At 51.3% G+C, this 24248-nt stretch carries 28 protein-coding genes, 1 tRNA gene and 1 other RNA gene; 15 read left to right on the top strand and 15 right to left on the bottom strand.

Annotated features, from left to right (window positions below; all coding sequences use genetic code 11):
- Window positions 1–10: 10 nt before the first annotated feature.
- The 6 genes from ABJM21_RS07500 to ABJM21_RS07475 are packed head-to-tail and all read left to right on the top strand — an operon-like array spanning window position 11 to window position 1970.
- Window positions 11–271 (top strand): hypothetical protein, encoded by a 261-nt coding sequence (locus tag ABJM21_RS07500; protein ID WP_348303570.1) that lies wholly within the window; start codon window positions 11–13, stop codon window positions 269–271.
- A complete protein-coding gene (locus tag ABJM21_RS07495) occupies window positions 271–537 on the top strand; it encodes a hypothetical protein (protein WP_348303572.1) in 267 nt (88 codons plus the stop codon). The genes ABJM21_RS07500 and ABJM21_RS07495 overlap by 1 nt, the downstream gene beginning before the upstream one ends.
- A gap of 30 nt (window positions 538–567) precedes the next feature.
- Window positions 568–828, top strand: coding sequence for a hypothetical protein (locus tag ABJM21_RS07490; RefSeq protein ID WP_348303574.1), 261 nt, complete (start codon window positions 568–570; stop codon window positions 826–828).
- A 42-nt stretch (window positions 829–870) separates the two neighbouring features.
- Complete coding sequence (locus ABJM21_RS07485) at window positions 871–1101, top strand: hypothetical protein (RefSeq protein WP_348303576.1); 231 nt, start codon at window positions 871–873, stop codon at window positions 1099–1101.
- A 54-nt stretch (window positions 1102–1155) separates the two neighbouring features.
- Window positions 1156–1563 (top strand): SufE family protein, encoded by a 408-nt coding sequence (locus ABJM21_RS07480; RefSeq protein WP_348303578.1) that lies wholly within the window; start codon window positions 1156–1158, stop codon window positions 1561–1563.
- 20 nt (window positions 1564–1583) lie between these two features.
- Window positions 1584–1970 (top strand): hypothetical protein, encoded by a 387-nt coding sequence (locus ABJM21_RS07475; protein WP_348371911.1) that lies wholly within the window; start codon window positions 1584–1586, stop codon window positions 1968–1970.
- Here ABJM21_RS07475 and ABJM21_RS07470 read toward each other — a convergent pair.
- Window positions 1967–2503 carry a DnaJ domain-containing protein gene (locus tag ABJM21_RS07470; protein WP_348303581.1) on the bottom strand — a complete coding sequence of 179 codons (537 nt, stop codon included), beginning with the start codon at window positions 2501–2503 and terminating at the stop codon, window positions 1967–1969. The genes ABJM21_RS07475 and ABJM21_RS07470 overlap by 4 nt on opposite strands.
- A gap of 145 nt (window positions 2504–2648) precedes the next feature.
- On the opposite strand from ABJM21_RS07470, the gene ABJM21_RS07465 reads away from it, so the two are divergent.
- Window positions 2649–3707 (top strand): DUF4238 domain-containing protein, encoded by a 1059-nt coding sequence (locus ABJM21_RS07465; protein ID WP_348303583.1) that lies wholly within the window; start codon window positions 2649–2651, stop codon window positions 3705–3707.
- A 113-nt stretch (window positions 3708–3820) separates the two neighbouring features.
- On the opposite strand, the gene rnpB is transcribed toward ABJM21_RS07465, so the two are convergent.
- From rnpB to ABJM21_RS07445, 4 genes are all read right to left on the bottom strand, one after another.
- An RNA gene (rnpB, locus tag ABJM21_RS07460) (RNase P RNA component class A) lies at window positions 3821–4198 on the bottom strand.
- A 6-nt stretch (window positions 4199–4204) separates the two neighbouring features.
- Window positions 4205–4891 carry an N-acetylmuramoyl-L-alanine amidase gene (locus ABJM21_RS07455; protein WP_348303670.1) on the bottom strand — a complete coding sequence of 229 codons (687 nt, stop codon included), beginning with the start codon at window positions 4889–4891 and terminating at the stop codon, window positions 4205–4207.
- A gap of 34 nt (window positions 4892–4925) precedes the next feature.
- Window positions 4926–5564 carry a histidine phosphotransferase family protein gene (locus tag ABJM21_RS07450; RefSeq protein WP_348303585.1) on the bottom strand — a complete coding sequence of 213 codons (639 nt, stop codon included), beginning with the start codon at window positions 5562–5564 and terminating at the stop codon, window positions 4926–4928.
- 27 nt (window positions 5565–5591) lie between these two features.
- A complete protein-coding gene (locus ABJM21_RS07445; protein ID WP_348303587.1) occupies window positions 5592–6023 on the bottom strand; it encodes a M67 family metallopeptidase in 432 nt (143 codons plus the stop codon).
- Between the two features lie 16 nt (window positions 6024–6039).
- Here ABJM21_RS07445 and ABJM21_RS07440 point away from each other — a divergent pair, with 16 nt between their 5' ends.
- The 3 genes from ABJM21_RS07440 to mtgA all read left to right on the top strand — a co-directional run bounded on the left by ABJM21_RS07440 (window position 6040) and on the right by mtgA (window position 8766).
- Window positions 6040–6993, top strand: a complete 954-nt coding sequence (locus ABJM21_RS07440) for an RluA family pseudouridine synthase (RefSeq protein WP_348303589.1) — start codon at window positions 6040–6042, stop codon at window positions 6991–6993.
- Window positions 6994–7067: 74 nt separating this feature from the next.
- Window positions 7068–7976 (top strand): RNA polymerase sigma factor RpoH, encoded by a 909-nt coding sequence (gene rpoH, locus ABJM21_RS07435; protein WP_348303591.1) that lies wholly within the window; start codon window positions 7068–7070, stop codon window positions 7974–7976.
- Between the two features lie 85 nt (window positions 7977–8061).
- On the top strand, window positions 8062–8766 hold the full coding sequence (gene mtgA, locus ABJM21_RS07430) for a monofunctional biosynthetic peptidoglycan transglycosylase (RefSeq protein WP_348303593.1): 705 nt from the start codon (window positions 8062–8064) through the stop codon (window positions 8764–8766).
- 62 nt (window positions 8767–8828) lie between these two features.
- Here the strand turns inward: mtgA and ABJM21_RS07425 are convergent, their stop codons facing one another.
- The 3 genes from ABJM21_RS07425 to ABJM21_RS07415 form a co-directional block, all read right to left on the bottom strand.
- Window positions 8829–9332, bottom strand: coding sequence for a GNAT family N-acetyltransferase (locus ABJM21_RS07425; protein ID WP_348303595.1), 504 nt, complete (start codon window positions 9330–9332; stop codon window positions 8829–8831).
- 710 nt (window positions 9333–10042) lie between these two features.
- Window positions 10043–11314 carry an ATP-dependent Clp protease ATP-binding subunit ClpX gene (gene clpX / locus ABJM21_RS07420; protein WP_348303597.1) on the bottom strand — a complete coding sequence of 424 codons (1272 nt, stop codon included), beginning with the start codon at window positions 11312–11314 and terminating at the stop codon, window positions 10043–10045.
- 140 nt (window positions 11315–11454) lie between these two features.
- Window positions 11455–12081, bottom strand: coding sequence for an ATP-dependent Clp protease proteolytic subunit (locus ABJM21_RS07415; RefSeq protein ID WP_108810148.1), 627 nt, complete (start codon window positions 12079–12081; stop codon window positions 11455–11457).
- A 222-nt stretch (window positions 12082–12303) separates the two neighbouring features.
- Here ABJM21_RS07415 and ABJM21_RS07410 point away from each other — a divergent pair, with 222 nt between their 5' ends.
- The gene (locus tag ABJM21_RS07410; RefSeq protein ID WP_348303599.1) at window positions 12304–12915 is read left to right on the top strand and encodes an ATP-dependent Clp protease proteolytic subunit; all 612 of its coding nucleotides are present in this window, start codon (window positions 12304–12306) and stop codon (window positions 12913–12915) included.
- Window positions 12916–12988: 73 nt separating this feature from the next.
- Here the strand turns inward: ABJM21_RS07410 and tig are convergent, their stop codons facing one another.
- The 5 genes from tig to gatC form a co-directional block, all read right to left on the bottom strand.
- Window positions 12989–14542: a trigger factor gene (tig, locus tag ABJM21_RS07405; protein WP_348303601.1), complete on the bottom strand. Its 1554-nt coding sequence runs from the start codon at window positions 14540–14542 to the stop codon at window positions 12989–12991.
- 54 nt (window positions 14543–14596) lie between these two features.
- Window positions 14597–14681: transfer RNA gene (locus ABJM21_RS07400), tRNA-Leu, on the bottom strand.
- A gap of 114 nt (window positions 14682–14795) precedes the next feature.
- On the bottom strand, window positions 14796–16292 hold the full coding sequence (gene gatB, locus ABJM21_RS07395; protein WP_348303603.1) for an Asp-tRNA(Asn)/Glu-tRNA(Gln) amidotransferase subunit GatB: 1497 nt from the start codon (window positions 16290–16292) through the stop codon (window positions 14796–14798).
- 2 nt (window positions 16293–16294) lie between these two features.
- Window positions 16295–17779, bottom strand: coding sequence for an Asp-tRNA(Asn)/Glu-tRNA(Gln) amidotransferase subunit GatA (gatA, locus tag ABJM21_RS07390; protein ID WP_348303604.1), 1485 nt, complete (start codon window positions 17777–17779; stop codon window positions 16295–16297).
- The gene (gene gatC, locus ABJM21_RS07385) at window positions 17779–18066 is read right to left on the bottom strand and encodes an Asp-tRNA(Asn)/Glu-tRNA(Gln) amidotransferase subunit GatC (protein WP_348303606.1); all 288 of its coding nucleotides are present in this window, start codon (window positions 18064–18066) and stop codon (window positions 17779–17781) included. Before gatC ends, gatA begins: the two co-directional genes overlap by 1 nt.
- Before the next feature lie 129 nt (window positions 18067–18195).
- Between gatC and ABJM21_RS07380 the strand changes: the two genes are divergently transcribed.
- The 4 genes from ABJM21_RS07380 to ABJM21_RS07365 are packed head-to-tail and all read left to right on the top strand — an operon-like array spanning window position 18196 to window position 22037.
- Entirely contained in the window at window positions 18196–19320 is a 1125-nt protein-coding gene (locus ABJM21_RS07380; RefSeq protein ID WP_348303608.1) for a DUF3089 domain-containing protein, read from the top strand.
- A complete protein-coding gene (ruvX, locus tag ABJM21_RS07375; protein WP_348303610.1) occupies window positions 19320–19781 on the top strand; it encodes a Holliday junction resolvase RuvX in 462 nt (153 codons plus the stop codon). Before ABJM21_RS07380 ends, ruvX begins: the two co-directional genes overlap by 1 nt.
- Window positions 19782–19803: 22 nt before the next feature.
- Window positions 19804–20820, top strand: coding sequence for an aspartate carbamoyltransferase catalytic subunit (locus ABJM21_RS07370; RefSeq protein WP_348303612.1), 1017 nt, complete (start codon window positions 19804–19806; stop codon window positions 20818–20820).
- A complete protein-coding gene (locus ABJM21_RS07365; protein ID WP_348303614.1) occupies window positions 20817–22037 on the top strand; it encodes a dihydroorotase in 1221 nt (406 codons plus the stop codon). Before ABJM21_RS07370 ends, ABJM21_RS07365 begins: the two co-directional genes overlap by 4 nt.
- 36 nt (window positions 22038–22073) lie before the next feature.
- Here the strand turns inward: ABJM21_RS07365 and ABJM21_RS07360 are convergent, their stop codons facing one another.
- Window positions 22074–23504: an SPOR domain-containing protein gene (locus ABJM21_RS07360; RefSeq protein WP_348303616.1), complete on the bottom strand. Its 1431-nt coding sequence runs from the start codon at window positions 23502–23504 to the stop codon at window positions 22074–22076.
- Window positions 23505–23540: 36 nt separating this feature from the next.
- Window positions 23541–24248 carry a hypothetical protein gene (locus ABJM21_RS07355; RefSeq protein WP_348303618.1) on the bottom strand — a complete coding sequence of 236 codons (708 nt, stop codon included), beginning with the start codon at window positions 24246–24248 and terminating at the stop codon, window positions 23541–23543.

Raw genomic sequence — 24248 nt, 5'->3', positions numbered from 1 at the left:
GGAGATCAAAATGATAGAATATTTAGCCCTATTGATCCCCTTTGCCGGCATTGGCGTAGGCGTATTCGCAATCTGGACCAGTCATCAACAAAAGATGATGAAGATGCAGTCCGAGATTTCGGCCGAGAAAGCAGCGCAATATGCAGCCAATAATGCAAAACTGGAACAGCGCGTCCGCGTGTTGGAAAGGATTGTTACGGACAAGGGCGTTGATTTAGCCGGTCAGATTGAAGATCTTCGCGATCAGCCTGAAGTGAAGGAACTGAACTAATGGATTGGTTAGCCTTACTCATCCCCTTGGCCCCTTTTGGCCTTGGTGGTCTTTGGATTTGGACCCGCCATCAGAGCAATATGGTGGACAAGCAGAAAGAACTGCTTCTGCTCGGCAAAAACGCGCCACAAAACGAAGACGGTCGGCGGATGAACGAAGACATGAAATATCTGAAAGAGCGCGTAGCTACGTTGGAAAAAATAGTGACCGATGAGCGCGGCGCTCGCGAACTTGAGAGTGAAATCGCGAAGCTGAGAGACAGCTGAGCAAACAAGAAACTGGAGGGAAGAGAATAAATGAACCCGTTTGAAATGGTTGTAGCCATCATCATCGTCATCACGGTCGGGAAGGTAGTCAGTACCCGCATTCAGGCCAAGCATGGCATTGCTTCAGACGAAGAGGGCAACCCTGTTACCATGGTCGACCCCGATGCCGGACGGCTTCGCGAAGAGGTTAAATATCTCAAGGAACGAGTCGCCGTTCTGGAAAAAATTGCCACCGATGATCGCGGCGCTCGTGAACTTGAAAATGAAATTGAGAAATTGCGGAACCAATAGGACGGTTCCTCAAGAAAGCAGGAAGAGAAGAAGGATAGCATCATGCCAGAACCCAGTTTTTACCTGATGACTGCGGCCTTTACCTTGATTGGCCTTACAGCCGTATCGCTGATCGCCTTGCGTGGATGGCGCGACTGGATCGCGCTCAAAACCAAGGAATTGGAACAACAGCGCGACGAAAATCCCCCCAGTGCGACCTCTCGTATCGAAGTTGCGGACCTCAAGGAACGCATCCGCAAGTTGGAAGCAATTGCCGCCGGAGTGGAGCTTTAACAACCGACCCTAAAAAGGGATGACGCGAATCTCCTGCCCTGCTAGCGGGCGGGGATGAGCAAAATAGACGATCTTGTAGAAGAATATGAATTTCTGGAAGCTGATGACCGATATCGGCTTCTAATTAATCTAGGCAAGGAACTCGAAACCATGCCAGATGCCCTCAAAACCGATGCAACTTTGGTACGCGGCTGCTCCGCCTCGGTCTGGGTTTATCCGACGCAGTTAGACGATGGCCGGTTGCATTTTCTCGCCGACAGCAATGCCGCCATTACTAAGGGTATTATCGCACTGGTCCTCGAAACCGTTCAGGACCAAGGGATTAATGCTGTTCTTAAAACAGATATTGCGGAAAAACTGGCTCCGTTTGATTTGAAAAACCAGCTCAGTTCTAATCGCACCCAAGGCATACCGAACATGATCGCACTGATCAATGAAACGGCGGAACGATATAAGTCATGATTTGGACTGCCTTGCTCCTTATGGCAGGACCAGATGCTTCAGATGTTGAAGTAGAAGAACCCGGTTATGAGCATGACTGTTCGGCGCAACCCGTTCGGAATTTCGAGCTTCGGCTTGTCGCTTCAGATATCAAATATGCCGGGATGGGCTTTGGTTCATATTCGAACGAACCTGTATTAAATATCGAATTTTCTGAGACCGGTTACGACAAATTTGCCGCCGTTCAGAAAGGCCGCATTGGGAAGAAATTTGCCTTTTGCTTCGAAGATAAGCTGTTGAGTACGCCAGTATTAAATGAGTATATATACGGGCGAACGGCACAGGTTTCTGGCGGATATACGATAGAAGAGATCACCGAATTACAAAGCCGGATGAACAAAAATACCGAGATATCTGAGGAACCTTAAACCGGCTTCCAGACCCGCCGTTCTTCGGCAATTTTCAAGACATCAAAAGCCGCCTGCGCTGCTTGAAACTTTTTCGCAGCCTCTTCATCACCCGGATTAACGTCAGGATGAAATTCCTTGGCCATCGCGCGCCAGGCTTTTTTCACCGCTTCAAAATCAACATCGGGTGTCAGGTCAAAAATTTCCAGCGCGGTCATCTCGTCACGGGACCGACTGCCATCGCCTGATCCCATCCAGCTATAATGTTTCGCTTCCTGATAGGCATTGGCATCGCGCTGTTCGTCGGCTTCACGCTTCTTACGTTCTTCTTTGTCCAAGCCTTCGAAATAATCCCAACCGCGGTTATATTCGGCTGCGTGAGTTTGGCAGAAAAACCACTTTTCCGGGCTATTTGGTGACTTGGGCGCTGGGCAATTACCGGCCTCGTTACAACCATGGCGGTCGCACAGCTTGACCTGCTGCGCTTCACGAGAGCTTTCATAGCTGCCCCAGCGGGGAAACCCCCAATTGTCGGATCGTTTTGCTTTTGGCATTTGCGACTTTTAGCAAGGCTACGGGATCACTGCCAGCGGTAATTTTATGATGTCCGCTATGGGCGCAAAAACGGACACCAACCTTAATGGATGCTAGTAAGAAAATTCTGGTCGTTAACCGACCCGTGGGTTATGCAAACACGCAATGTCTTCCGATAAAAACTCTACAGATGGTGCGCAAAACCAGCATTATGTTCCCAAATTCATTCTACGAAACTTTCTCCAGAATGAAGACAAGGAGAGAGTGTCAGTTTTTGAAAAGTCGACCGGTCGCGGCTTTATAACTCAAATCAAAAACATAATGGCGGAACGTAGATTTCACGAATTTGCGGTGGACGATGATCACTTTGCCAGCTTCGAAGGCGTAGCTGGCAAAATGGAAGATCTCATTATTGAGACGTATAGTCGGATCGTTAAGCAGGGTAAACTGAACAGGAGTGACGAAGAACGATCATATTTGGTTTTTTTTTTGGCCTTCCAGTTTCTCAGAACACGCGCATCACGCGATAGGTTTTTAGAACTAGAGCAACAATTGTCGGATAAATTGTGCAAGGATGGGCAAACACTCGAAGACATCAGTGGACTTGGTTATGCGCCGTCGACCGAAGATGACCTGAAGGTTCAGCATATTGATTTTATACAAAGCTCGATAAAAGAATTCACTGAAATAATCGCGGGAAAGGATTTTTTTCTGATGTCTGCCCCAGCAGGCCGTGCTTTCTATTTAGGCGACAATCCCGTCAGCCTTCACAACTCTCTCAAACCGAGATCAGATTTCTTGGGAAACATAGGTTTAAGCGTAACGGGCATAGAACTATATATGCCGCTATCGTCAAAATTGATGCTTTGTGCATGGTGCCCTTCTATCATTGAGGGATTGCGGAAAACCCAGATTCAGCAGGCTAAAGAAGCCAAGGCAACAGCGTTTTCAGGTGTTACAGCCGGAAAAATTACAATGTTGCAAATGAAAGAATACCTAGAATATGCCGATTGTATCGTAACGCCAGTGACAGAGTTGATTACCAATTTCGACAGCGGAACGCCGATACTTTGCGACACTAACAATATGGATTTCTATAACTCACTTCAAATGAATTATGCTAAACAATTTGTGATTTGCAAGAATTCGGACTTTGCTTTGGCGCGTAAGTTTTTGGACACAAGCTCGGAACATGATCACAAAGGGTTTGGCTCCATTGTTTAGCGTCAAGCAACCACATTTAGTTGTCTTGAACATTTTTCATTGTCCGCTTTCGGGATAATGCGGTCATTGGTTTCGAAGATGTACTACTGATTCAAAATGGCCTTTTGGCCGAGAATACCAGAGGGTCTGTAAGCCGGGTTCTGTCCATCTTCTTGCGAAGAATAGCCAGTCATTCATCTCGGCGATGCATTGCTGCGCCGCTCTAGCAACCAACCCGGGCTGCAGGCCGAAATAGCCATATGCCGCCCCTATTTGGTTTTGCTCCAGGTGGGGTTTACCGTGCCAGATCTGTTGCCAAATCCGCGGTGCGCTCTTACCGCACCCTTTCAACGTCACGGGCCCGAAGGCGTCGCGACCTGCTTTCTGTTGCACTGTCCCTGAACAGGCGATCTCTCCCCTGCCCGCCGGACGTTATCCGGCACCTTTAAATCGTGGAGCCCGGACTTTCCTCGCGAATATTTGCATATTCCCGCGACTGGCCGACCCTCTGGTGCGCTCTATTTAGTGATTCCGCGCTCTCTGTCGAGCATTAAAGATAATAATAGCGCACGACATTCACCATCGATGACACCATCGATGTTTTTTGGGCGAAAGCGCCGCTGAAAAGCGACAACCGCGTCCTTCTCGGCGGTAATATCATAGCCAAAACGCTCCAGCGCCAGCATGAAACCGCCATCCGTCCACGGTGGTTCACCCCGGTTCAAAGATGGTTTTTTTAGCGCAATGCCATGTCTGGCAAGCCGGTCCCAATCGAATAGCTCGCCCGGATCCTGCTTTCGCGCAGGCGCCAGATCGCTATGCCCGATCACATTGGACGGTACGATGTCATGGCGTTTGACAATATCATGCGCGAGCCGCGTCACCGCATCCATTTGTTCCTCAGGAAACGGCACATAACCCCATTCATGGCCCGGATTGACGATTTCAATACCGATGCTCGCGCTGTTCACGTCTTCAATACCGCGCCAATAGCCACGCCCGGCATGCCAGGCGCGCTGTTCTTCTTTCACCATGCTGACAACCTGACCGTCCTCGGTCACCACATAATGAGCAGATACCTTGGCATCGGGATTGGCGAGCCAACCAATTGCCGACGCTGCGTCTTTCATACCCGTATAGTGCATGACCAAGATGCTAACCGGTAGCTTGCGCTCGTCAAAATTAGGAGAAGGCGTCCAGATCATGTCCATGGTCAATGCCCTCCCTCAATCACTGCAATCAAGTGACAATCGCACCTAATAGGAGCTCGGTACCGGATTGTGGCGAGACCCGCAAATCGCCGCCATTCTCACAAGACAGCTCACGCGACATCCATGCAGCGGCCGTGCGAGCGGTCAGTTCCGACTGCGGTAACGTGCCTTCCAATGCAGCGCGAATACCATCATCCAGAGCGATTTTCGGGCCTTCAGCACGGACAACCACTTCGATACCGTTATCGCCCTGCTCTGCCCCCACGTCCAATTGCCCGCCGCGAACCAGTGCTTCTCTGGCAATCAGCGCGAGGTTGAGCAATATCTTGATCGCCTTTTTCGGCAATGTTCCGTCTTGTACGGCCCACCCCAAAGTGATTTTGCCCTGATCACCGACCAGGCTTTCAACCAGTTGTTTCGCTTCGGCAGGATCAACTTCATCCCCAAATCCGCCTGCTGCTCCAAAGGCCAACCGGAAATATTTCAGCTTGTCCGCTGATGCCCGGGCGCTATCCGCGAGTAGATCAAGGCAACGGTCGCGCATTTCCGGATCCGTTTCATCTTCCAGCAGCTCCAGTCCATTGTTAATCGCACCGACTGGGCTCAATAGGTCATGGCATAATTTGGAGCAAAGCAATGCAGCGAGATCGACACCGGATTCAGACATGGGAATGGGCCCTTAACTTATGAAAACTCAATTGACCGCTGTTTGGCCGTTTGTGCTTTGGCAATCAAGGGTGATTGGATCAAACCGATCATATATTTCGCCCTTTTGGACCGCCCGCCATGCCGCAGCTTGCTGACCATCGACGATAAGCCATATCCGATCATCTGCTGCTGCCATGACAGCATCAGTTTTTGAAGGCCGCACGCTGCCCGAAGGATGGGAATGATAGTAGCCGATGATATTTGGTCCGCCATCCCGCATCGCCCGTTCGGCAGCGATTAGGTCAGAGGGATGGATTTCAAAATGACGCAGGGGATTTTCCGCAACATTCTTTGTCGCCTTAAAGCTGGAAACTGTCCTATTATAGCCAAATAGTAATCCGCAAACCTCCTCTGGAGCTGCTTGACGGGCAAGTTCCTGCAAATCATCCAATATCGCGCTTGATAACACCAGTTTCATAGCCCACATCTAGGCGATGACAGCGGGGCAATCCATAAAATCCGGCATAGTGCCCGAAACAGAGAAGAAACAGCGGCTCGACGCAGCCTTGGCTGGCTTTCTCGATGATCTATCCCGTGAGCGCATCAAAAACCTGATCACCAGCGGTAATCTGCTGATCGATGGCGCAACCTGTACCGATCCCGCGTCCAAGAAATGTGCTGGCAAGGCCTTTGCGCTGACCGTACCCGCCCCGATTGAAGGCCCAGCCCAACCGCAAGATATCCCGCTGGATGTGGTATTTGAAGATGATCATCTGATCGTCGTCAACAAACCAGCGGGCCTCGTGGTCCACCCTGCCGCTGGTCACCCCGATGGCACGTTGGTCAACGCCCTGCTCCATCATTGCAAAGGCCAGTTATCCGGTATTGGCGGGGTGACGCGCCCCGGGATTGTCCACCGGATCGATAAGGATACTTCCGGATTGATGGTAGCGGCCAAAACCGACAAAGCCCATCAGGGCCTGACCGCTTTATTTGCGGCCCATGATATCGAGCGGCGCTATCTAGCTATTTGCAATGGGCGTCCGAATCCGCATTCGGCGACGATTGAAGGCAATATTGGGCGCAGTAACGTTGATCGCAAGAAAATGGCTGTTGTAGGTGATGATAAAGGCAAGCCGGCCATGACCCATTATACGACCAAGGAACCCCTAAATGGTGCCACTTTGGTCGAATGTACTCTGGAAACAGGGCGCACCCATCAGGTGCGGGTCCATATGTCCCATATCGGGTATAGTCTTATCGGCGACCCGCTATATGGTACTCGTCGAAAATCATTGCTTTCCGGCAGAAAAGATATTCGATTTTGCCGGCAGGCCCTACATGCTGCTATTCTTGGATTTGTTCACCCCATAACGGATGAAAAATTGTTATTTAACTGTAACTTTCCACCCGATATGCAGGAACTATTCAGTAAGTTGCGTGTATAGATATTAGATACTATATGGAATGAGACCAATGGGTGCTTGATGAGGCCCGGCGGCAAACCAGAGAAGGAACAAAAATGGCTAATAATAGCAATGTTCCGGCAAAAATCCCTGCCTTAGGGGGGGACGCGAGCCTGAACCGTTATCTTTCGGAAGTCCGTAAATTTCCGTTATTGAAACCCGAACAAGAATATATGCTGGCGAAACGCTATTCTGAACATAAAGATCAGGAAGCAGCGGCTCAGCTAGTAACGTCTCACCTGCGACTCGTGGCCAAAATCGCCATGGGCTTTCGCGGCTATGGCCTGCCCGTCTCGGATTTGATTTCCGAAGGCAATGTCGGCTTGATGCAGGGCGTCAAGAAATTTGAACCCGATAGAGGCTTCCGCCTGGCAACCTATGCCATGTGGTGGATCCGCGCGTCGATACAGGAATATGTATTGCGTAGCTGGAGCCTCGTAAAAATGGGTACAACCGCCGCGCAGAAGAAGCTTTTCTTCAACCTGCGCCGGATGAAAAACAATCTCGAAGCCTTTGAAGACGGCGATTTGTCACCCGAAGACGTGAACAAGATTTCCACCGATCTGGGCGTTGCTGAGCATGAAGTGGTCAATATGAACCGCCGCATGTCCATGGGCGGCGATGCTTCGCTCAACGTAACTTTGTCAGAAGATGGCGAAGGCGCTCAGTGGCAGGATACGCTCGAAGATGACGGTCCACTGCATGATCAGCAAATTGCTGACGCGCAGGAAGCTGATTTCCGCCACGATATGCTGACCGAAGCAATGGAATCGCTCAACGAACGCGAACAGCATATCCTTGCTGAACGGCGGTTGTCGGAAGATCCAAAGACGCTGGAAGACCTGAGCAAGGTCTATGAAGTCAGCCGCGAACGGATTCGCCAGATTGAAGTGCGTGCATTTGAGAAGCTGCAAAAAGCGATGCTGCGTATTGCTGGAGAAAAACAACTGCTTACAGCGGGTTGATTCTTCAACTTCCAACAATTTCTAAAGGTTTTAGCGCCCCGAAACAGCATTTGTTTTCGGGGCGCTTTTTCATTATCTGATAGTCATGGCAACAAAATCCCGCCGAAAAACAAAAGGCCTGCCCTTGCGCCTCATCAAGCTGCTTTTCCGGCTGATCATCTATTTCCTGTTAATAACCATTGCCTGGGTCGGATTACTGGCCTTCGTGCCGCCACCGATCACCGCAACAATGATCATGGACGAAAGCAGCATTACCAAGGATTGGGAACCGCTGGAATCCATATCCCCCAATCTTGCGCGCGCGGTCATCGCGGCCGAAGACAGCAAATTTTGCAGCCATGACGGCTTTGATCGCGAAGCCATACGCTCGGCCATCAAGCGCAATGCCCAGGGAGGCCGTATCCGCGGCGGCTCCACGATATCCCAGCAAACCGCGAAAAATGTCTTTCTCTGGCAAGGGGGCGGCTATTTCCGCAAGGGGTTGGAGGCCTATTTCACATTCCTGATCGAGAAAATCTGGGGCAAGAAACGAATTATGGAGGTCTATCTCAATGTCGCCGAGACCGGGATAGGGACATATGGCGCGCAAGCCGGTGCCCAGCGCTATTTCAAGAAAGACGCCTCAGAACTGACCAAGATCGAAGCCGCACGTATTGCAGCCGCCCTGCCCCTACCCAAGAAACGCGCCGTTATCAGCGCGAGCGGCTTTACACGGCGTTATGGCAATACGATTGCGGCGCGGATTAATGTGGTGAAGCGTGAAGGATTGGATAACTGCGTTTATGAGTAGCTCTTTGGCGGTTGCTAATGTCCGCTTTGGGCGCAAAAGCGGACATTAGTATTGTTCGGAAACTAAACGACTTTGGACCTAGGCAAGACATACCATCTGAATTTTTTATCAAAGTTCTGTGCGTCGGTATGCTTTGAGAACCCAAGCTTATCGAGGACTTTCATCGACGAGAGATTTTCGGGCATTACGCCTGCTATAATTTGATCAATTTGGAACTTATTGAAACCGAAGTTGATCACGGCTCGACCTGCTTCGGTGGCAATCCCGTGCCGCCATTGATCGAATGCGAACCGATATCCAAAGTCAACGTATCCCTCCATTTGTTTGAAGCCGCTGAATCCTATCAATTTTTCCGAATTTTTTAACAAAACGGCATAGCGGGAAATTCCCGATGCCTTCTCACGCGCAATGCAATCAAAAACGTAATTTTGTGCTCGTTCACGGCTGTGAGGTTCGCCGTTACCCAAGAAACGTACGACGTTCCAATCGGCGACTATGTCAGCGTATTGATCAACGTCCTCTCTTTTGAACGTTCTGATCAACAAACGCTGGGTCGTTAGTTCCATAACGAACCAAAGCTAACCCATCCATCAACAATCGAAAAGATTGATTTTATAATTTGGTTGCTCCTAGTGTCCGCTGTCGGGATATGCAGCCATGGGCATCGTGATCCTACCGGCTCTGGCCTTATTCAAGGCGAGTTTATTCATACTTCCGTCAAAATTCGTTGATAATCATCGCTGGATTTTTTGAACCAACTAGGGGGCTGAAATGCGAACGGGAGGCTGTCGATGTGGAGCAATTAAATTCAGCATTGCGGGAGAACCGTTGGGGGGAGTCGCATGTCATTGCCGCGACTGCCAATACGCATCGGGTGGAGCTGCCAACTTAACATGGGTTTTCGAAAGCATTGAATTTACGATAGAACAAGGCAGCCCGAAATGTTTCAAGGCAAACTCTCATAACGGCGGCACTTTTTTTTGTGACAATTGTGGCGTGCAAATTTTTTCACGCCCTGACAGCAATCCTGAACTTATCGCGATAAAAGTTGGTGCTCTCGAAGATCCGTCGGGTTTTGCTGTCGAAGCCGACATTTGGATGGCTTCTGCCCCACCATGGCATCGATCACATAACGGCGCAGCTCAATTCGCAGAGAATATACCGAAGGCTTCAATATGACTTTAAGTTGAGCCGATCTTATTGTCCGCTTTCGGTATAAAGCAGACATAAAGAAGCGCTAAATAAAGTCTGCGCTTCTGAAGGAATGACCTAAGAACTAAGCCGCGTCTTCCTTCTTGGCTTTGCTGCTCTTCGCAATCACCTTCACCGGCTCTTTGGTTCCAGCGACCACATCCTTGTCGATAACAATCTCATCAACACCTTCCAGATCAGGAAGGTCGAACATGGTATCCAGCAGGATGTTCTCAACGATGGACCGAAGGCCACGTGCGCCGGTTTTCCGTTCGATTGCTTTATTACCAATCGCGACAAGCGCATCGTCGGTGAAAGTCAGGCCAACATCTTCCAGTTCAAACAGTTTTGCATATTGTTTGACCAGTGCGTTTTTCGGTTCCTGTAAAATCTGAACCAGCGCATCGATATCGAGGTCTTCCAGCGTTGCAATGACTGGCAAACGACCAACAAACTCAGGAATAAGCCCGAATTTCAAAAGATCCTCTGGCTCGCCATCGGCCAGCAGCTTGCCAATCTTGCGTTCTTCCGGTGCCGCGACATGGGCGCCAAAGCCGATTGATTTGGCTTCCAAGCGGTCACCAATGATCTTTTCCAGGCCAGCAAAAGCACCGCCACAAATGAACAAGATGTTTGTTGTATCCACTTGCAGGAATTCCTGCTGTGGATGCTTACGGCCACCCTGCGGTGGAACACTGGCGGTTGTGCCTTCCATAAGCTTCAACAAGGCCTGCTGAACGCCCTCACCTGATACATCGCGGGTAATGGAGGGATTTTCCGCCTTACGGCTGATTTTGTCGATTTCATCGATATATACGATGCCGCGCTGCGCTTTCTCAACATTATAGTCGGACGATTGCAGCAGTTTCAGGATGATATTCTCGACATCCTCACCAACATAACCGGCTTCGGTCAATGTCGTGGCGTCAGCCATTGTGAAAGGTACATCAAAGGTTTTCGCCAGAGTCTGCGCCAGAAGCGTTTTACCACAGCCAGTAGGCCCAACGAGCAGAATGTTCGATTTCGCCAGCTCAATATCGCCAGATTTCGCGGCATGGTTGAGACGTTTATAGTGGTTGTGAACAGCCACAGACAGCACGCGCTTCGCCCGGTCCTGACCAATCACATAGTCGTTCAAGACATCACAGATTTCCTGCGGCGATGGCACTTCACCATCTTTTTTGCCGGTAATTGCGCCTTTGGTTTCTTCGCGGATAATGTCGTTGCAAAGCTCAACACATTCATCGCAAATGAAAACGGTAGGTCCAGCAATCAGCTTGCGGACTTCATGTTGGGACTTTCCGCAGAACGAGCAGTACAGCGTGCTCTTCGAATCAGATCCCGTCAATTTCGTCATAAAAAGTCCTTAAAAATAGGCTAGAAACAGCAATCTAACCCTCAAAATACAAAATGCTACCGCTTTTTTTAGCGTCCTTAACAGCAGGTGATAAGTCTATCAAAAGCGGCTTAATTTTCATTTAGGCCCGCGATAACGCCTTATTTAGCATCTTCATCAGCAGGCTTTGGCCGTTTATCGTATACTTCGTCAACAATTCCAAAAGCCTTAGCTTCATCGGCTTCCAGGAACGTATCACGATCCATCGCCTTTTCGATCTCTTTAATCGGCTTACCGGTATATTTCGCATAGAGCTCATTCATACGGCTGCGAATCCGCAAGATTTCTTTCGCCTGAATTTCAATGTCGGATGCCATGCCCTGTGCGCCGCCAGAAGGCTGATGCACCATGATACGGGCATTGGTTGTTGCCATGCGCATCCCGGGTTCACCGGAAGCAAGCAGGAAGCTGCCCATAGAAGCCGCTTGACCGACACAAACCGTGCCAACACGAGGACGGATATATTGCATCGTGTCATGGATCGCCATGCCAGCAGTCACAACGCCGCCTGGTGAGTTGATATAGAGGTAAATGTCCTTCTTTGGATTTTCCGACTCCAGAAACAATAGCTGGGCGGTAATGATCGAGGCCATTCCGTCCTCAACCTGACCAGTTACAAAGACGATGCGCTCCCGCAGTAACCGCGAGAAAATGTCAAAGCTGCGCTCTCCGCGGTTGGATTGTTCAATAACGACGGGAACAAGAGCGTCGACGATCGGATCATGCATGGTAGTTTTGTGCCTTCTGTAAAAGTCAGGATTTAAAAATAGGGAGCGCCGTCAAACGGAGTCCCCACCCGTTGAGCCCTACATCGGTGTATCTTAAACAATGTTCAAGTCGATTAAGGATTTTTTCCAGACGATATTGATAATTTGATGCCGTTGCGCATCAATTGCCCGCTCGCTATGAACGTAAAAGATCAAAACAATCCCGTTCTTCAGGAGAAATTTATGCCTTCATACTCGCCATCCATCCCCGAATTTCAAGCCGAAGAAGATAATGGCGCGGGTGACCCAATGGCCTTCATGATGAAACGGCTGCTAGAAACGCGAACAGTGATGATTTTCGGCGGTGTCGATCAAAAACTGGCGGAGCGGGTTTCAGCACAAATGCTATATCTCGACCATATCAGCGACGAACCCATCCGCTTGCTCATCAATTCACCGGGCGGGCATGTGGAGTCGGGCGATACAATTCACGACCTTATCGAATATATTAGCGCTCCCGTGGCTGTGATCGGTACGGGCTGGGTGGCCAGCATCGCGACCCACATTTTTCTCGGGGTTCCTGCAAAACAGCGCTTTTGCTTGCCCAATACGCGTTTTCTTATCCATCAGCCCTCTGGCGGAGCAGGCGGCAAGGCCTCGGATATTGCGATTCAAGCCGAGGAAATCGTAAAAATGCGAGAAAGAATAGCCCAAAAAATAGCGGAAGCGACCGGTCAGAAGATTGACCGCGTGCTTGAAGATATTGACCGGGACTATTGGATGTCGACTGATGAGGCCAAAGAATATGGGATATTAGGCACTGTCATCAACAAGGCGAGCGAAGTAAGCTTTTAACGCCGCCGTGAGTATCACTAGCCGGAAATGCCCCGCATATTCGGGCATTTCCGGCTAGTTTATAAATTGAAAATTATTTTTTCGCTGCAGGTTTCTTGGCTGCTGGCTTCTTAGCAGCAGGCTTTTTCGCCGGAGCTTTCTTGGCTGGAGCCTTTTTGGCTGGCGCTTTGTCAGCTGCTTTTTTAGCAGGTGCTGCTTTTGCGGCTGGCTTCTTCGCTGCCGGCTTTTTGGCCGCTGGCTTCTTGGCAGCAGCCTTTTTCGCCGGCGCCTTTTTCTTAGCTGGCTTGGCTTCTGCTTCGTCTTCCGCCTCGATGGCCTCTTCCAACTGTTCGCGGGTTACCGTCTTGTCGGTAATTTCAGCTTTTTCGAACAGGAAGTCGACGACCTTGTCTTCGTACATTGGTGCACGAAGCTGGGCAGCAGCCATCTGGTCTTGCTGGATATATTCCACGAACCGCTGGCGGTCTTCTTCGCGATATTGCTGGGCTGCCTGCTGGATCAACATGGACATTTCCTGCTGGCTGACTTCCACACCATTGGCTTGTCCAATTTCGGAAAGGAGCAGACCAAGGCGAACCCGGCGGACGGCGATCTCGCGATACTCGTCCTTCTCGTCTTCCATCTCTTTCTTCGCAGCTTCTGGATCTTCTTCCTGAGCGGCTTCCTGTTCCAGCTGCTGCCAAATCTGGTTGAACTCGGCTTCCACCATGGTTGGTGGTACTTCAAAATCATGCGACGCAGCCAATTGGTCGAGCAATTTGCGCTTCATATGCGTGCGGGTAAGGCCGTTAAGCTCTTGCTCGATCTGACCTTTGAGCAATTCCGTAAGCTGCTCGAGACCTTCAAGGCCCATGGCTTTCGCCATTTCATCATCAGCTTTCGACGCTTTGGCCGTCTGCACTTCACCGATAACAACATCAAATGTCGCATCTTTGCCCTTCAGGGTCTCAACATTATAGTCTTCCGGGAAGGTCACTTTAACCAGCACTTCGTCATTGGCTTTTTTGCCAACCAACTGGTCTTCAAAACCAGGGATCAGGCGGCCAGAACCAAGCTCAATCGCCATGCCCTCGCCTTTACCACCATCAAATGGCACGCCGTCGACTTTACCTTCAAAGTCGATCAGACACTGGTCACCGATTTTGGCTTTGTGGCTCTTGGCAGCCGTTTCAAACTGCTTCTGACTTTCAGCAAATTTCTCAAGTGATTCCTGAACCGTTTTCTCGTCCGCTTCGACCTGCAAGCGCTCCAGCTTGATATCATCAACGGATGGTGTCGGAACTTCAGGTAAAATCTCTAGCTCAACTTTAACTTCAGCATCTTTACCGGCTTCGTAGCCATCAGCCAGCGTAACACTGGGCTGCATAGCGGGACGCAGCTTATTATCGGCGATAGTTTTTTCAACGCTTTCCTGCACGGTGCTGCTCAGAGCATCCTGCATCAAGGCATCATTATGCATCTTGCGAACCAGATTCACTGGAACTTTGCCTTTACGGAAACCCGGCATATTGACCTGAGGAGCCAGTTTCTTGACCTCATTATCCACACGCGTTTCGATGTCCTTCGCGGAGATTTTGATGTCATAGGCCCGTTTCAGACCTTCGTTCAGCGTTTCAACAATCTGCATGATTACCCTTTAATGCCTTCATTATTTCTATTTCGATCTGTTTTTCGGTGAATTTGGTGCGGGCGAAGGGACTCGAACCCCCACACCCGAAGATACCAGAACCTAAATCTGGCGCGTCTACCAATTCCGCCACGCCCGCACGAGTTCCACCGTCAAACACTATCGAATTTTGATTGACGCGTGCGCCTAGCGGATCACTGCCCAAAGGGCAAGCCCACTTTGCGCGTTCGCGTCGCTATTCTATCCTGCCCGATTAACCTGCTGGACCGAGCGTCTTTTTCAAAAGCTCATTCACAACCTGTGGATTGGCCTTCCCTTGCATCGCTTTCATAGTTTGGCCGACAAAAAATCCGAACAATTTATCCTTACCACCGCGATATTCGGCAACTTTATCTTCATTTGCCGCCATGACGTCAGCAATGACTTTCTCGATCGCGCCCGTGTCAGATTCTTGTTTAAGGCCCTTTTCTTCGACGATTTTGGCTGCTCCATTGCCGGTCTCGAGCATGATCTCGAACACCTGCTTGGCGATTTTTCCTGAAATTGTGCCATCTGCGATCAGTCCAAGAAGTTCTGCAGCCTGCTGCGGTGAAACAGGGCTTTGTTCGATAGATAGCCCCATTTTATTCAGCGCACCGAATAGTTCGGAGGTCAACCAATTAGCCGCTGAACTCGCTATTTTCTCAGGCTCGTCGGTGGTTTCCAGCAATTCTTCGAACCATAGAGCGGTTTCATGCTCGGCGGTAAGAACGGCAGCGTTATAGGCGCTTAGGCCCAGAACATTTTTGTACCGTGCCCGCTTTTCGTCCGGAAGCTCGGGCAGACTCGCTTTGCAATCGAAGATAAAGTCATCTTCCAACTCCAGCGGAAGCAGATCCGGGTCCGGGAAATAGCGATAATCATGCGCATCTTCTTTGGAGCGCATGGATCGGGTTTCGTTCTTGTCGGGGTCAAACAGGCGGGTTTCCTGAACAATTTCACCGCCTTCTTCCAAAACATCGACCTGACGCTGGGCTTCATATTCGATGACCTGTTGAATGAAGCGCAGAGAGTTAACGTTTTTCGTTTCTGTCCGAATACCTAGTTCGTCGCCGGGTTTACGGACGGAAACATTGACGTCGGCGCGCATGCTACCCTGTTCCATATTGCCGTCACAGCTGCCAACATAACGGAGAATTGATCTGAGCTTACGGACATAAGCCGCTGCTTCTTTGGGCGATGTCATATCCGGCATGGATACAATTTCCATCAACGCCACGCCGCAGCGGTTCAGATCGACATAGCTCATTGTTGGATGCTGATCATGCATCAACTTGCCGGCGTCCTGCTCAATATGGATACGCTCAACACCTACGGTTTTGCCATGAGCATCAGGATCTTTCTCATCAAGCGAAATCTCGACTTTTCCTTCACCAACAATCGGGTGATAAAGCTGGGAAATCTGATAGCCCTGCGGCAAATCGGCGTAGAAATAATTTTTCCGGTCAAAACGCGAATATTTGTTAATCTGCGCGTTAATCGCCAAGCCCGTGCGCACGGCCTGACGGACACATTCCTTATTCAGCACGGGCAGCATGCCGGGCATTGCCGCGTCGACAAGGCTTACCTGCGTGTTCGGTTCTGCGCCAAATTCGGTGGATGCACCAGAGAACAGTTTTGCATTGGAGGTTATCTGCGCATGAACTTCAAGGCCGATTACGACCTCCCATTCACCCGTTGAGCCCTGGATTCTGTAGGTTGATTCAGTCATACTCACCACCACTGCTCCGGCTTCGCTACAAAGCCGGCTCGTTCTTCTAAAGCAAGACCCGCGTTAAACACGCTCTGTTCGTCCAGTGCCTTACCAATAATCTGCAATCCCAAAGGAAGCCCCTGCCCGTCCAGTCCAGCTGGAACGGATATAGCTGGCAATCCCGCCAAGCTGCTCGGTACCGTGAACACATCGTTCAGATACATGGCCAGCGGATCATCGCTTTTATCACCCAATCCAAAGGCCGCGCTGGGTGCAGTTGGTGTCAGCAGCAGGTCGCAGCTTTCCCAGGCCTTGTCGAAATCCTGCGAAATCAACGTCCGCACTTTCTGCGCCTGTGTGTAATAAGCGTCATAATAGCCCGCCGACAGCACATAGGTGCCGATCATGATCCGGCGCTTCACCTCTGGGCCAAAGCCGGATTCGCGGGTCGCTGCATACATGTCCTGCAGCCCTGCCCCATCCGGCAGATCGCGCATGCCATAACGCACGCCATCATAGCGCGCGAGATTGGACGACGCCTCTGCTGGCGCGATGATATAATAAGCGGGCAGAGCATATTTCGTATGCGGCAGCGACACGTCGACGATTTTCGCGCCCGCATCTTTGAGCCACTCGATCCCCTGTTGCCACAAAGCATCAATTTCTGGCGGCATATTATCGACGCGATATTCCTTCGGGATACCGATACGTTTGCCTGCAAGATCGCTTTTCAGGCCCGCTTCCCATTCAGGAACTGGCAGATCGAGCGAGGTTGAATCTTTGGGATCAAAGCCCGCCATCGATTCCAGCATGATCGCACAATCGCGAACGTCATGAGCCATAGGTCCTGCCTGATCGAGCGAACTGGCAAAGGCAATCGTGCCCCAACGTGAGCAACGACCGTAAGTAGGTTTAAATCCGGTAATACCCACAAATGCCGCTGGCTGACGGATAGACCCGCCGGTATCGGTACCGGTTGCTGCTGGACAGATCCGCCCCGAAACCACAGCTGCGCTGCCGCCCGAGGAACCGCCAGGAGCCAAATCTGTATTGCCGCCATCATTGCGGCGCCATGGTGAAATCACATTGCCGAATGCACTGGTTTCATTGGAAGAGCCCATAGCAAACTGGTCCATATTCAGTTTGCCCAGCATCCCTGCGCCAGCCTTGAACAGATTAGCCGACACGGTTGATTCATATTGCGGGGTAAACCCGTCGAGAATCAAGCTACCTGCCGTCGTTGCAACGCCTTCGGTACAGAACAGGTCTTTCATGCCAATCGGCACGCCCGCCATTTTTCCAAGCACTTCGCCCGCCGCTTTGGCTTTATCGGTCGCTTCCGCTGCAGCCAGCGCGTGGTCTGGCGTCTCCACCAGAACCGCATTTAATGATTTCGCTGCACTAACCCGCGATATGAATGTCTCGGCCACTTCCTTGGCGGTAAAATCGCCCGAAGCCACACCGCTGCGGATGCCCGCAATGCCCAGTTCAAAAATCTCAGCCATTATTCGATCACCTTCGGTACGGCAAAGAAGCCATGTTCCGCCGCTGGCGCATTGGCGAGCACCTTGTCGCGAACTGCGCCATCGGTCACAACATCATCGCGCAAGCGCAGCTTATTGGGGATTACCGCGGTCATTGGTTCGACGTTGGAGCAATCCACTTCGCTCAATTGTTCTACCCATCCGAGGATATTGTTGAGCTCTGGCACCAATGCGTCGGCTTCTGCCTCAGTTACGGCGATCCGAGACAGGCTTGCGATCTTTTTGACGGTTTCTTTATCGACTGACATGATTCATTCTTTATCGGTTCATCTTTTTTCGGGTAAGGGCGCAATGATTGTGTACTTCGCGCCGCTAGCATTGGCGCGAGGCCGCTTCAAGGTGAATGAGCGGCATAAGCCCAAATTGGAGTAAAATAATTGGTACGTAAGTTTCTCTATTTCGTTGCAGTCATGATCGTATTGGTCATCGCGGGCGCGTTCATCTTGAACGTCTATGGAGAAGAACTGGCCGAAGTTGTATTCGTGCCTGATACCGAATTTCAAGCCCAAGAAGTGTTGGAAGACAGTATTTATGCTGATGTTTCAATGTGGTATGCGCGGCCCGAGATAAAAAAAGGCAATCCGGCCCTGTGGCTGCCGCAAGGCTATGAGCCGACAGGAAGCGCACCTAGAGATGACGAGCGAGCGGCGATATTCTTTGTCCATCCGACATCTTTTATCGACAAATCAAAATGGAATGCGCCTCTCGGGCATAAAGAAACAGAAGATCGTACGAAAATCTTCCTTCGGGGACAGGCAAGCGCCTTTAACAAAGCCGGGGATGTTTGGGCCCCACGTTACCGTCAAGCTACGCTCGGCGCTTTTCTGACAGAGAAGAAAGAAGGAGAGCAAGCTCTGGATGCAGCTTATCAGGATGTCCTAATCGCCTTCGACTATTTCATCCGCGAAGTCCCCGATGATCGCCCGATCATATTGGCGGGTCATAGCCAAGGTAGCTTGCATCTGACTAATTTGCTGAAAGACCGGGTAGCTGGCACGCCGCTGGCAAACCGGATCGTCGCGGCTTATGTCGTCGGCTGGCCGGTATCGGTTGAAGCAGACGTTCCGGCCTTGGGTCTCGACGTGTGCGAAGCTGCCGACCAGTCCAATTGCCTGTTGAGTTGGGAAAGCTTTGCCGAACCCGCTGATTATGGCCGAATCATTGAGGTTTACGACACAACTATCGGGTTTAACGGTGAGCCACGCAAAGACACTCAATTGCTGTGCAGCAACCCGATCAATGGCAACATCAATTCCGAATCAGCCGCGGAACTCAATCTGGGAACATTGGTCCCCAATGATGAGCTGAGCGATGCGACACTGGTTGAGGGTGCTGTTCCTGCGCGCTGCGATGATCGCGGTTTCCTGCTCATCGGCGATCCGCCTGATCTGGGTCCCTACACCCTGCCCGGCAATAATTATCACGTCTATGATTACAGCCTGTTCTGGCGTAACGTCCGCGAGGATGTGATGAAAAGGATGACTGCATTTCTCTCGCGTTAATGACAGACGACCGGAAGGCTTTTCGCGCAGCCCTGCCCAATGGCGGACGCTTGCTTGGCCTTGATGTCGGGACCAAAACCGTGGGTATGGCGCTGTGCGATGCCCAGTGGATGATCGCAACGGCTGCCGAGACAATAGAACGACGCAAATTCTCGAAAGATCTCGAACGAATCAAGGCCGTCATTGCGAACCAATATGTCACCGGGTTTGTCGTTGGCCTGCCGCTTAATCTGGACGGCAGCCAGAGCAAACAGACACAGGCAGCCAAATCCTTCGCGCAAAATTTACGGCCCGTTGGACTGCCGATATTATTGTGGGACGAACGCTGGAGCACACAGGCGGTTACACGCGATCTGATTGCCGCCGATGTCAGCCGGAAACGCCGCAGCGAAGTGGTCGATCAAATGGCAGCCGCTTATATATTGCAGGGAGCGATTGACGGGCTTGCCGCGATAGAATGATGGCTCTATAGGGCTGGCTTTAATGACATCGCAGCAAACAGGTTCACCGCCGACCACAGGGCAGACCGCCGGACATCAGTTTCCCGCTGGATCGGACGCTTTTCCACATCGCCATCTATTGGGTATCGCCGGATTGCAGCCGTGGGAGATATTATTTCTCCTGAAAGAGGCGGAGCAATGGGTCGATCTGAACCGCCAATCCAGCAAACATGCCGACCGGCTTGACGGCCTGACGGTCATCAATGCTTTTTTCGAGAATAGTACGCGCACGCTGCTGTCTTTCGAGATTGCCGGCAAAAGAATGGGCGCGGACGTGGTCAATATGCATGCAGCGCAATCCAGCGTTAAAAAGGGCGAAACGTTGATTGATACAGCGGTAACGCTCAATGCGATGCGTGCCGATGCTATCGTGATTCGCCATGCCAGCTCTGGCGCGGTGCAGCTGATTGCTGACAAAGTGGACTGCCCTGTCCTCAATGCTGGCGATGGTAGTCATGAGCATCCCACACAAGCCCTGCTCGACGCGCTTACTATCCAGCGCCGCAAAGGGGATATTAGCGGCCTGACCGTGACTATTTGCGGTGATGTTATGCATAGCCGCGTGGCCCGCTCTAATATCTATTGCCTGACGACCTTGGGCGCAAAGGTAAGAGTGTGCGCGCCAACCTCGCTTTTGCCAGCAGCTCTCGATCGCATGAATGTTGAAGCTTTTTCAAATTTCGATGAAGCTCTTGAAGGTGCAGATGTTGTGATGATGCTCCGGCTTCAAAGCGAACGTATGAACGGTGATTTTATTCCCAGCCCAAGAGAATTTCATCACCTTTATGGTTTGACCAGAGAACGCCTTGCTGTGGCAAAACCTGATGCATTGGTGATGCACCCCGGACCTATGAATCGCGGCGTCGAGATTAGCAGTGATATAGCCGACGATCCCGATCGATCGACCATTACCGAACAAGTTGAAATGGGGGTCGCCGTCCGAATGGCATGCCTAGACGTTCTGACCCGAAGATCTCGTGGCGTGAAGGGCTGGTCATGAAAAAGCTTTTTATCAATGCCCAGGTCTTGCGCCCCGGAGCCGAATTGCCGGAGCCGGTTCAGGTCAGCATAGCGGGCGACCATATTTGTGAAGTTGGTCTGGACATAGACGGGCAGGATCATGATATCGTTGACTGCACGGGGCATTTGCTTGCTCCCGGAATCATCGACCTCGGTGTTTTTGCGATCGACAAACCGGCGTTTCACTATGGCGGTATCACGCGCGCAGCCCTGATGCCGGATCAGTCGCCGGTGCTCGATTTGCCTGCGATGATCAAACATAACGCATCGGAAGGAAAGCCAGACCTTTGGTCTCATCCCCTCGCCGCTGCCACAAAAGGACTGAAAGGCACCGAACTGGCAGAAATCGGTCTGATGAAACAAGCGGGTGCTCGTGCTGTCGCCACCGGTAGAAGCTGGATCGCCGATAGCGGTATCATGCTCAAGCTTCTGCACTATTGCCATTCACTGGATATGCCAGTGATTGTACATAGCGAAGATAGCGGTCTGACCGCAGGCGCCGTTGCAACCGCTGGCGAAACGGCGACCCGCTTGGGCCTGTCCAGCGCGCCAGCGTCGGCGGAAGCGCTGTCTATCGCTCGTGATATCGCACTGGTTCGGGAAAGTGGCGCTCACGTGCATTTTCGGCAAGTAACGACGGCCCAAGGTCTTGATCTGATTCGCGCCGCAAAAGCTGAAGGCTTGCCAGTGACATGCGGGATCACTCCGGCCCACCTATTCCTGTCCGATATTGCCACCAGCGACTTTAGAACCTTTGCAAAACTGTCGCCGCCCTTGCGTAGCGAAGAAGATCGGCAAGCTTGTCTGGACGCGATTAAGGATGGCACGATAGACGTCATTTCCTCTGGCCATGACCCCCGCGGCCCTGAAGACAAGCGTTTGCCATTTGCCGAGGCCCAATCCGGTACAGCAGGTGCAGAAACATTATTGGCGCTCTCGCTCAACCTCGTTCGAGACGGGCTGATCAATATCCACCGCCTGTTTGAACTGCTTTCGACAACACCCGCCAAGATATTGGGCGTGGAAGCCGGGCAGATCGCGAAAGGCTACGAAGCAGACCTGATTTTGATCGATCAGGAGGCACCGTGGCAGGTTGATACGCGCAAGATGGCAGCATCTGCTGGCAACACCCCTTTTGACAAGCTGCCCGTGCAAGGTCGGGTGCGCGCCATATATAAGGGCGGAAAAGCACTTTAGCTTTCCCGCCCCAATGAAACTTAATTTTTGGAAACTTTAGCGCGCGGCTAGTTTCCGTGGTGCTTTGTTAGCCATCTGAGTTGGGCGAACATTCTTCACATTGCGCACGATGCAAGCACCGCCATTGGCCTTGATGCCGACGCACATGTCTTTAGCAGACTGTTCGTTGCCGAAGCCCATAGCGGCGAGACGATAAAGCGTTTTACCGTTCCGCTGAATTGTCGAGCTTGCATGTTGGAAAGATGCCAGATCCTTATTCTGTGCAGACAGGATGCCCCAAGCACGCTTCACGTTCTCAGGTGAAGAAAATACACCGAGTTGAACAAGGTGCTTGCTACCAGAAATCGACCGTGCCCGCGGTGTGAAAGCAACTTTCTGCATCACTGGCTTCACAGCCGAGATAGCCTGTATCGCTGCACTTTCAACCGAAACTGGTTTTGTTACCGCTGGCTTTGCAGCAGGAGCTTCCACTATGAATTTCTTCTTAGGAGCAATAGGTGCTGGCTTTGCAACAGGGGCCTTCACAGCAGGTTTGCTGGCTGGAACGGCAACTTTGGTCACTTTGACGTTGTTTTCCTTGGCCATGAAATCGACCTCGGAATCAGCTACTGGCGCAGGGCCAACGGCTGGCAATGGTGTATCGCGATCAAAGCTGGCGACTTCGCGGTTATAATCTTGTGCAGGCGTTGCTGCTGCAACAGCTGGCATAGCTGGCGCCGCGTTCAGCGCGAGACGAACCGGTTGACCCGGATCATTAGCAACTGGCTCTACATTCAACAAAGAAGCAACACGCACTTCATAGGCACCGGGACGGGCCATTTGCGCCCATTGCATGATACGATTGTCGACAGTAGCCGGTGTCATATCTTGCATCGCCATTAATTTGGCTTCTTTCCAACGGCCATCCAAAGCATAGGCAAGGCCCAGATTCTGGCGGGTACGGCCGGTTACGTTGGAACTGCGGATAGCTTCTTCCAACGTAGCAATGGCGGCTTTGGAATCACCTGTCAGAGCCAATGCCAGACCATAGTCGGCGGTTGGAATGGACTGACGGTTATTCTCAATCAGCTGCTTCGCTTTATTGGCTTTACCTTGGGCCAATTGCGACAGGCTCAGGCTCAAAATGGTGCGCGCATCGTTTTGTCCCAGTTCCATCGCATCCAGAAAACTACGTTCCGCGGAATAGAAACGGCCAGCAGCCATATAAGACTGACCAAGCAATGCCCGTGTTTCAGGATCGCTGCCCACACCGGCAACAGACCGCTCTGCAAAAGCTATGGCTTTCTCAACCTGGCCCTTACGCAAAGCCTTTTCAGCTTTTTTGGCATATTTCGCGCCATCTTTAACCGTAGCCGGTTTGCTCGATGAAGATGCGACCGAACCACCTCCAAATGGACCACAACCGGTCAGGGTTGTTGTAATAACCATGGTCGAAGCGGCCAGTTTCAATATCGTATCGCGTTTCATTTCAATGCCCTCGCAATTAAATTCTATATCTTCAGTTTAAGCAGCGCCGCGTGACGGAATGCGCTCTGCTAAGTCTTCAAGTTCGGGGATAGACCTCAAATATTCATCCACGGCTTTGGTTACCAACTGCTGTGCAGAAACATTCTTCACAGCCGTCGCCAACCGCAGTTTTAGGTGCCTGTCAGCGTCCAACCGTAAGGTAAACGCGGCTTTCGCTTTGCGTGTCCGCGACTTCTGTGCTGGACGACGTGTTTTTGTAGCATTCTTGGCTTCAGCTGCCTTTTTGCGCGGTGGAGGTGCAACGCCAATGCTGGAACTTTCAGCAACGGGAGCTACTTCGCGAGAAATTGAAAGTGGAACTGGAACAACGGGTTCTGCCGAAACCGGCTTTGCCTGTTGTACTGGCTCTGGTTCGGCCACGACCTCTTCGCGTTTTGGATGCTGGCTGAGTTTTGCAGCAATTTCTTCCTGCTGTTTCTTGACCGCTGGAACAACGTCAGGAATCGCTCCTGCCAAAGGATTGTAATGGTACTGATCCGCATCAACAGGGCCTTGTGAGCCGGCTGGAGTAGCTTCGTGATCAGGATTGGTGTCATAACCCATGTCGTTCCAGCCCAGATCTTCATTTTCGTGATCAGGCTCCGACGGAACAGCCATTCCCTGGCGTCGCATGGCTGGTTTTGCACCGCCTTTACGTGCCAGAAGAGAGGATGACAGGGATGCTAATGGTTTAGGTTCGCTCAT

Source organism: Parasphingorhabdus sp. (assembly GCF_039977335.1).
Lineage (GTDB): Bacteria > Pseudomonadota > Alphaproteobacteria > Sphingomonadales > Sphingomonadaceae > Parasphingorhabdus.
Note: the sequence above shows the minus strand (reverse complement) of the source record. Positions and strands in the feature narration are given on the sequence as shown.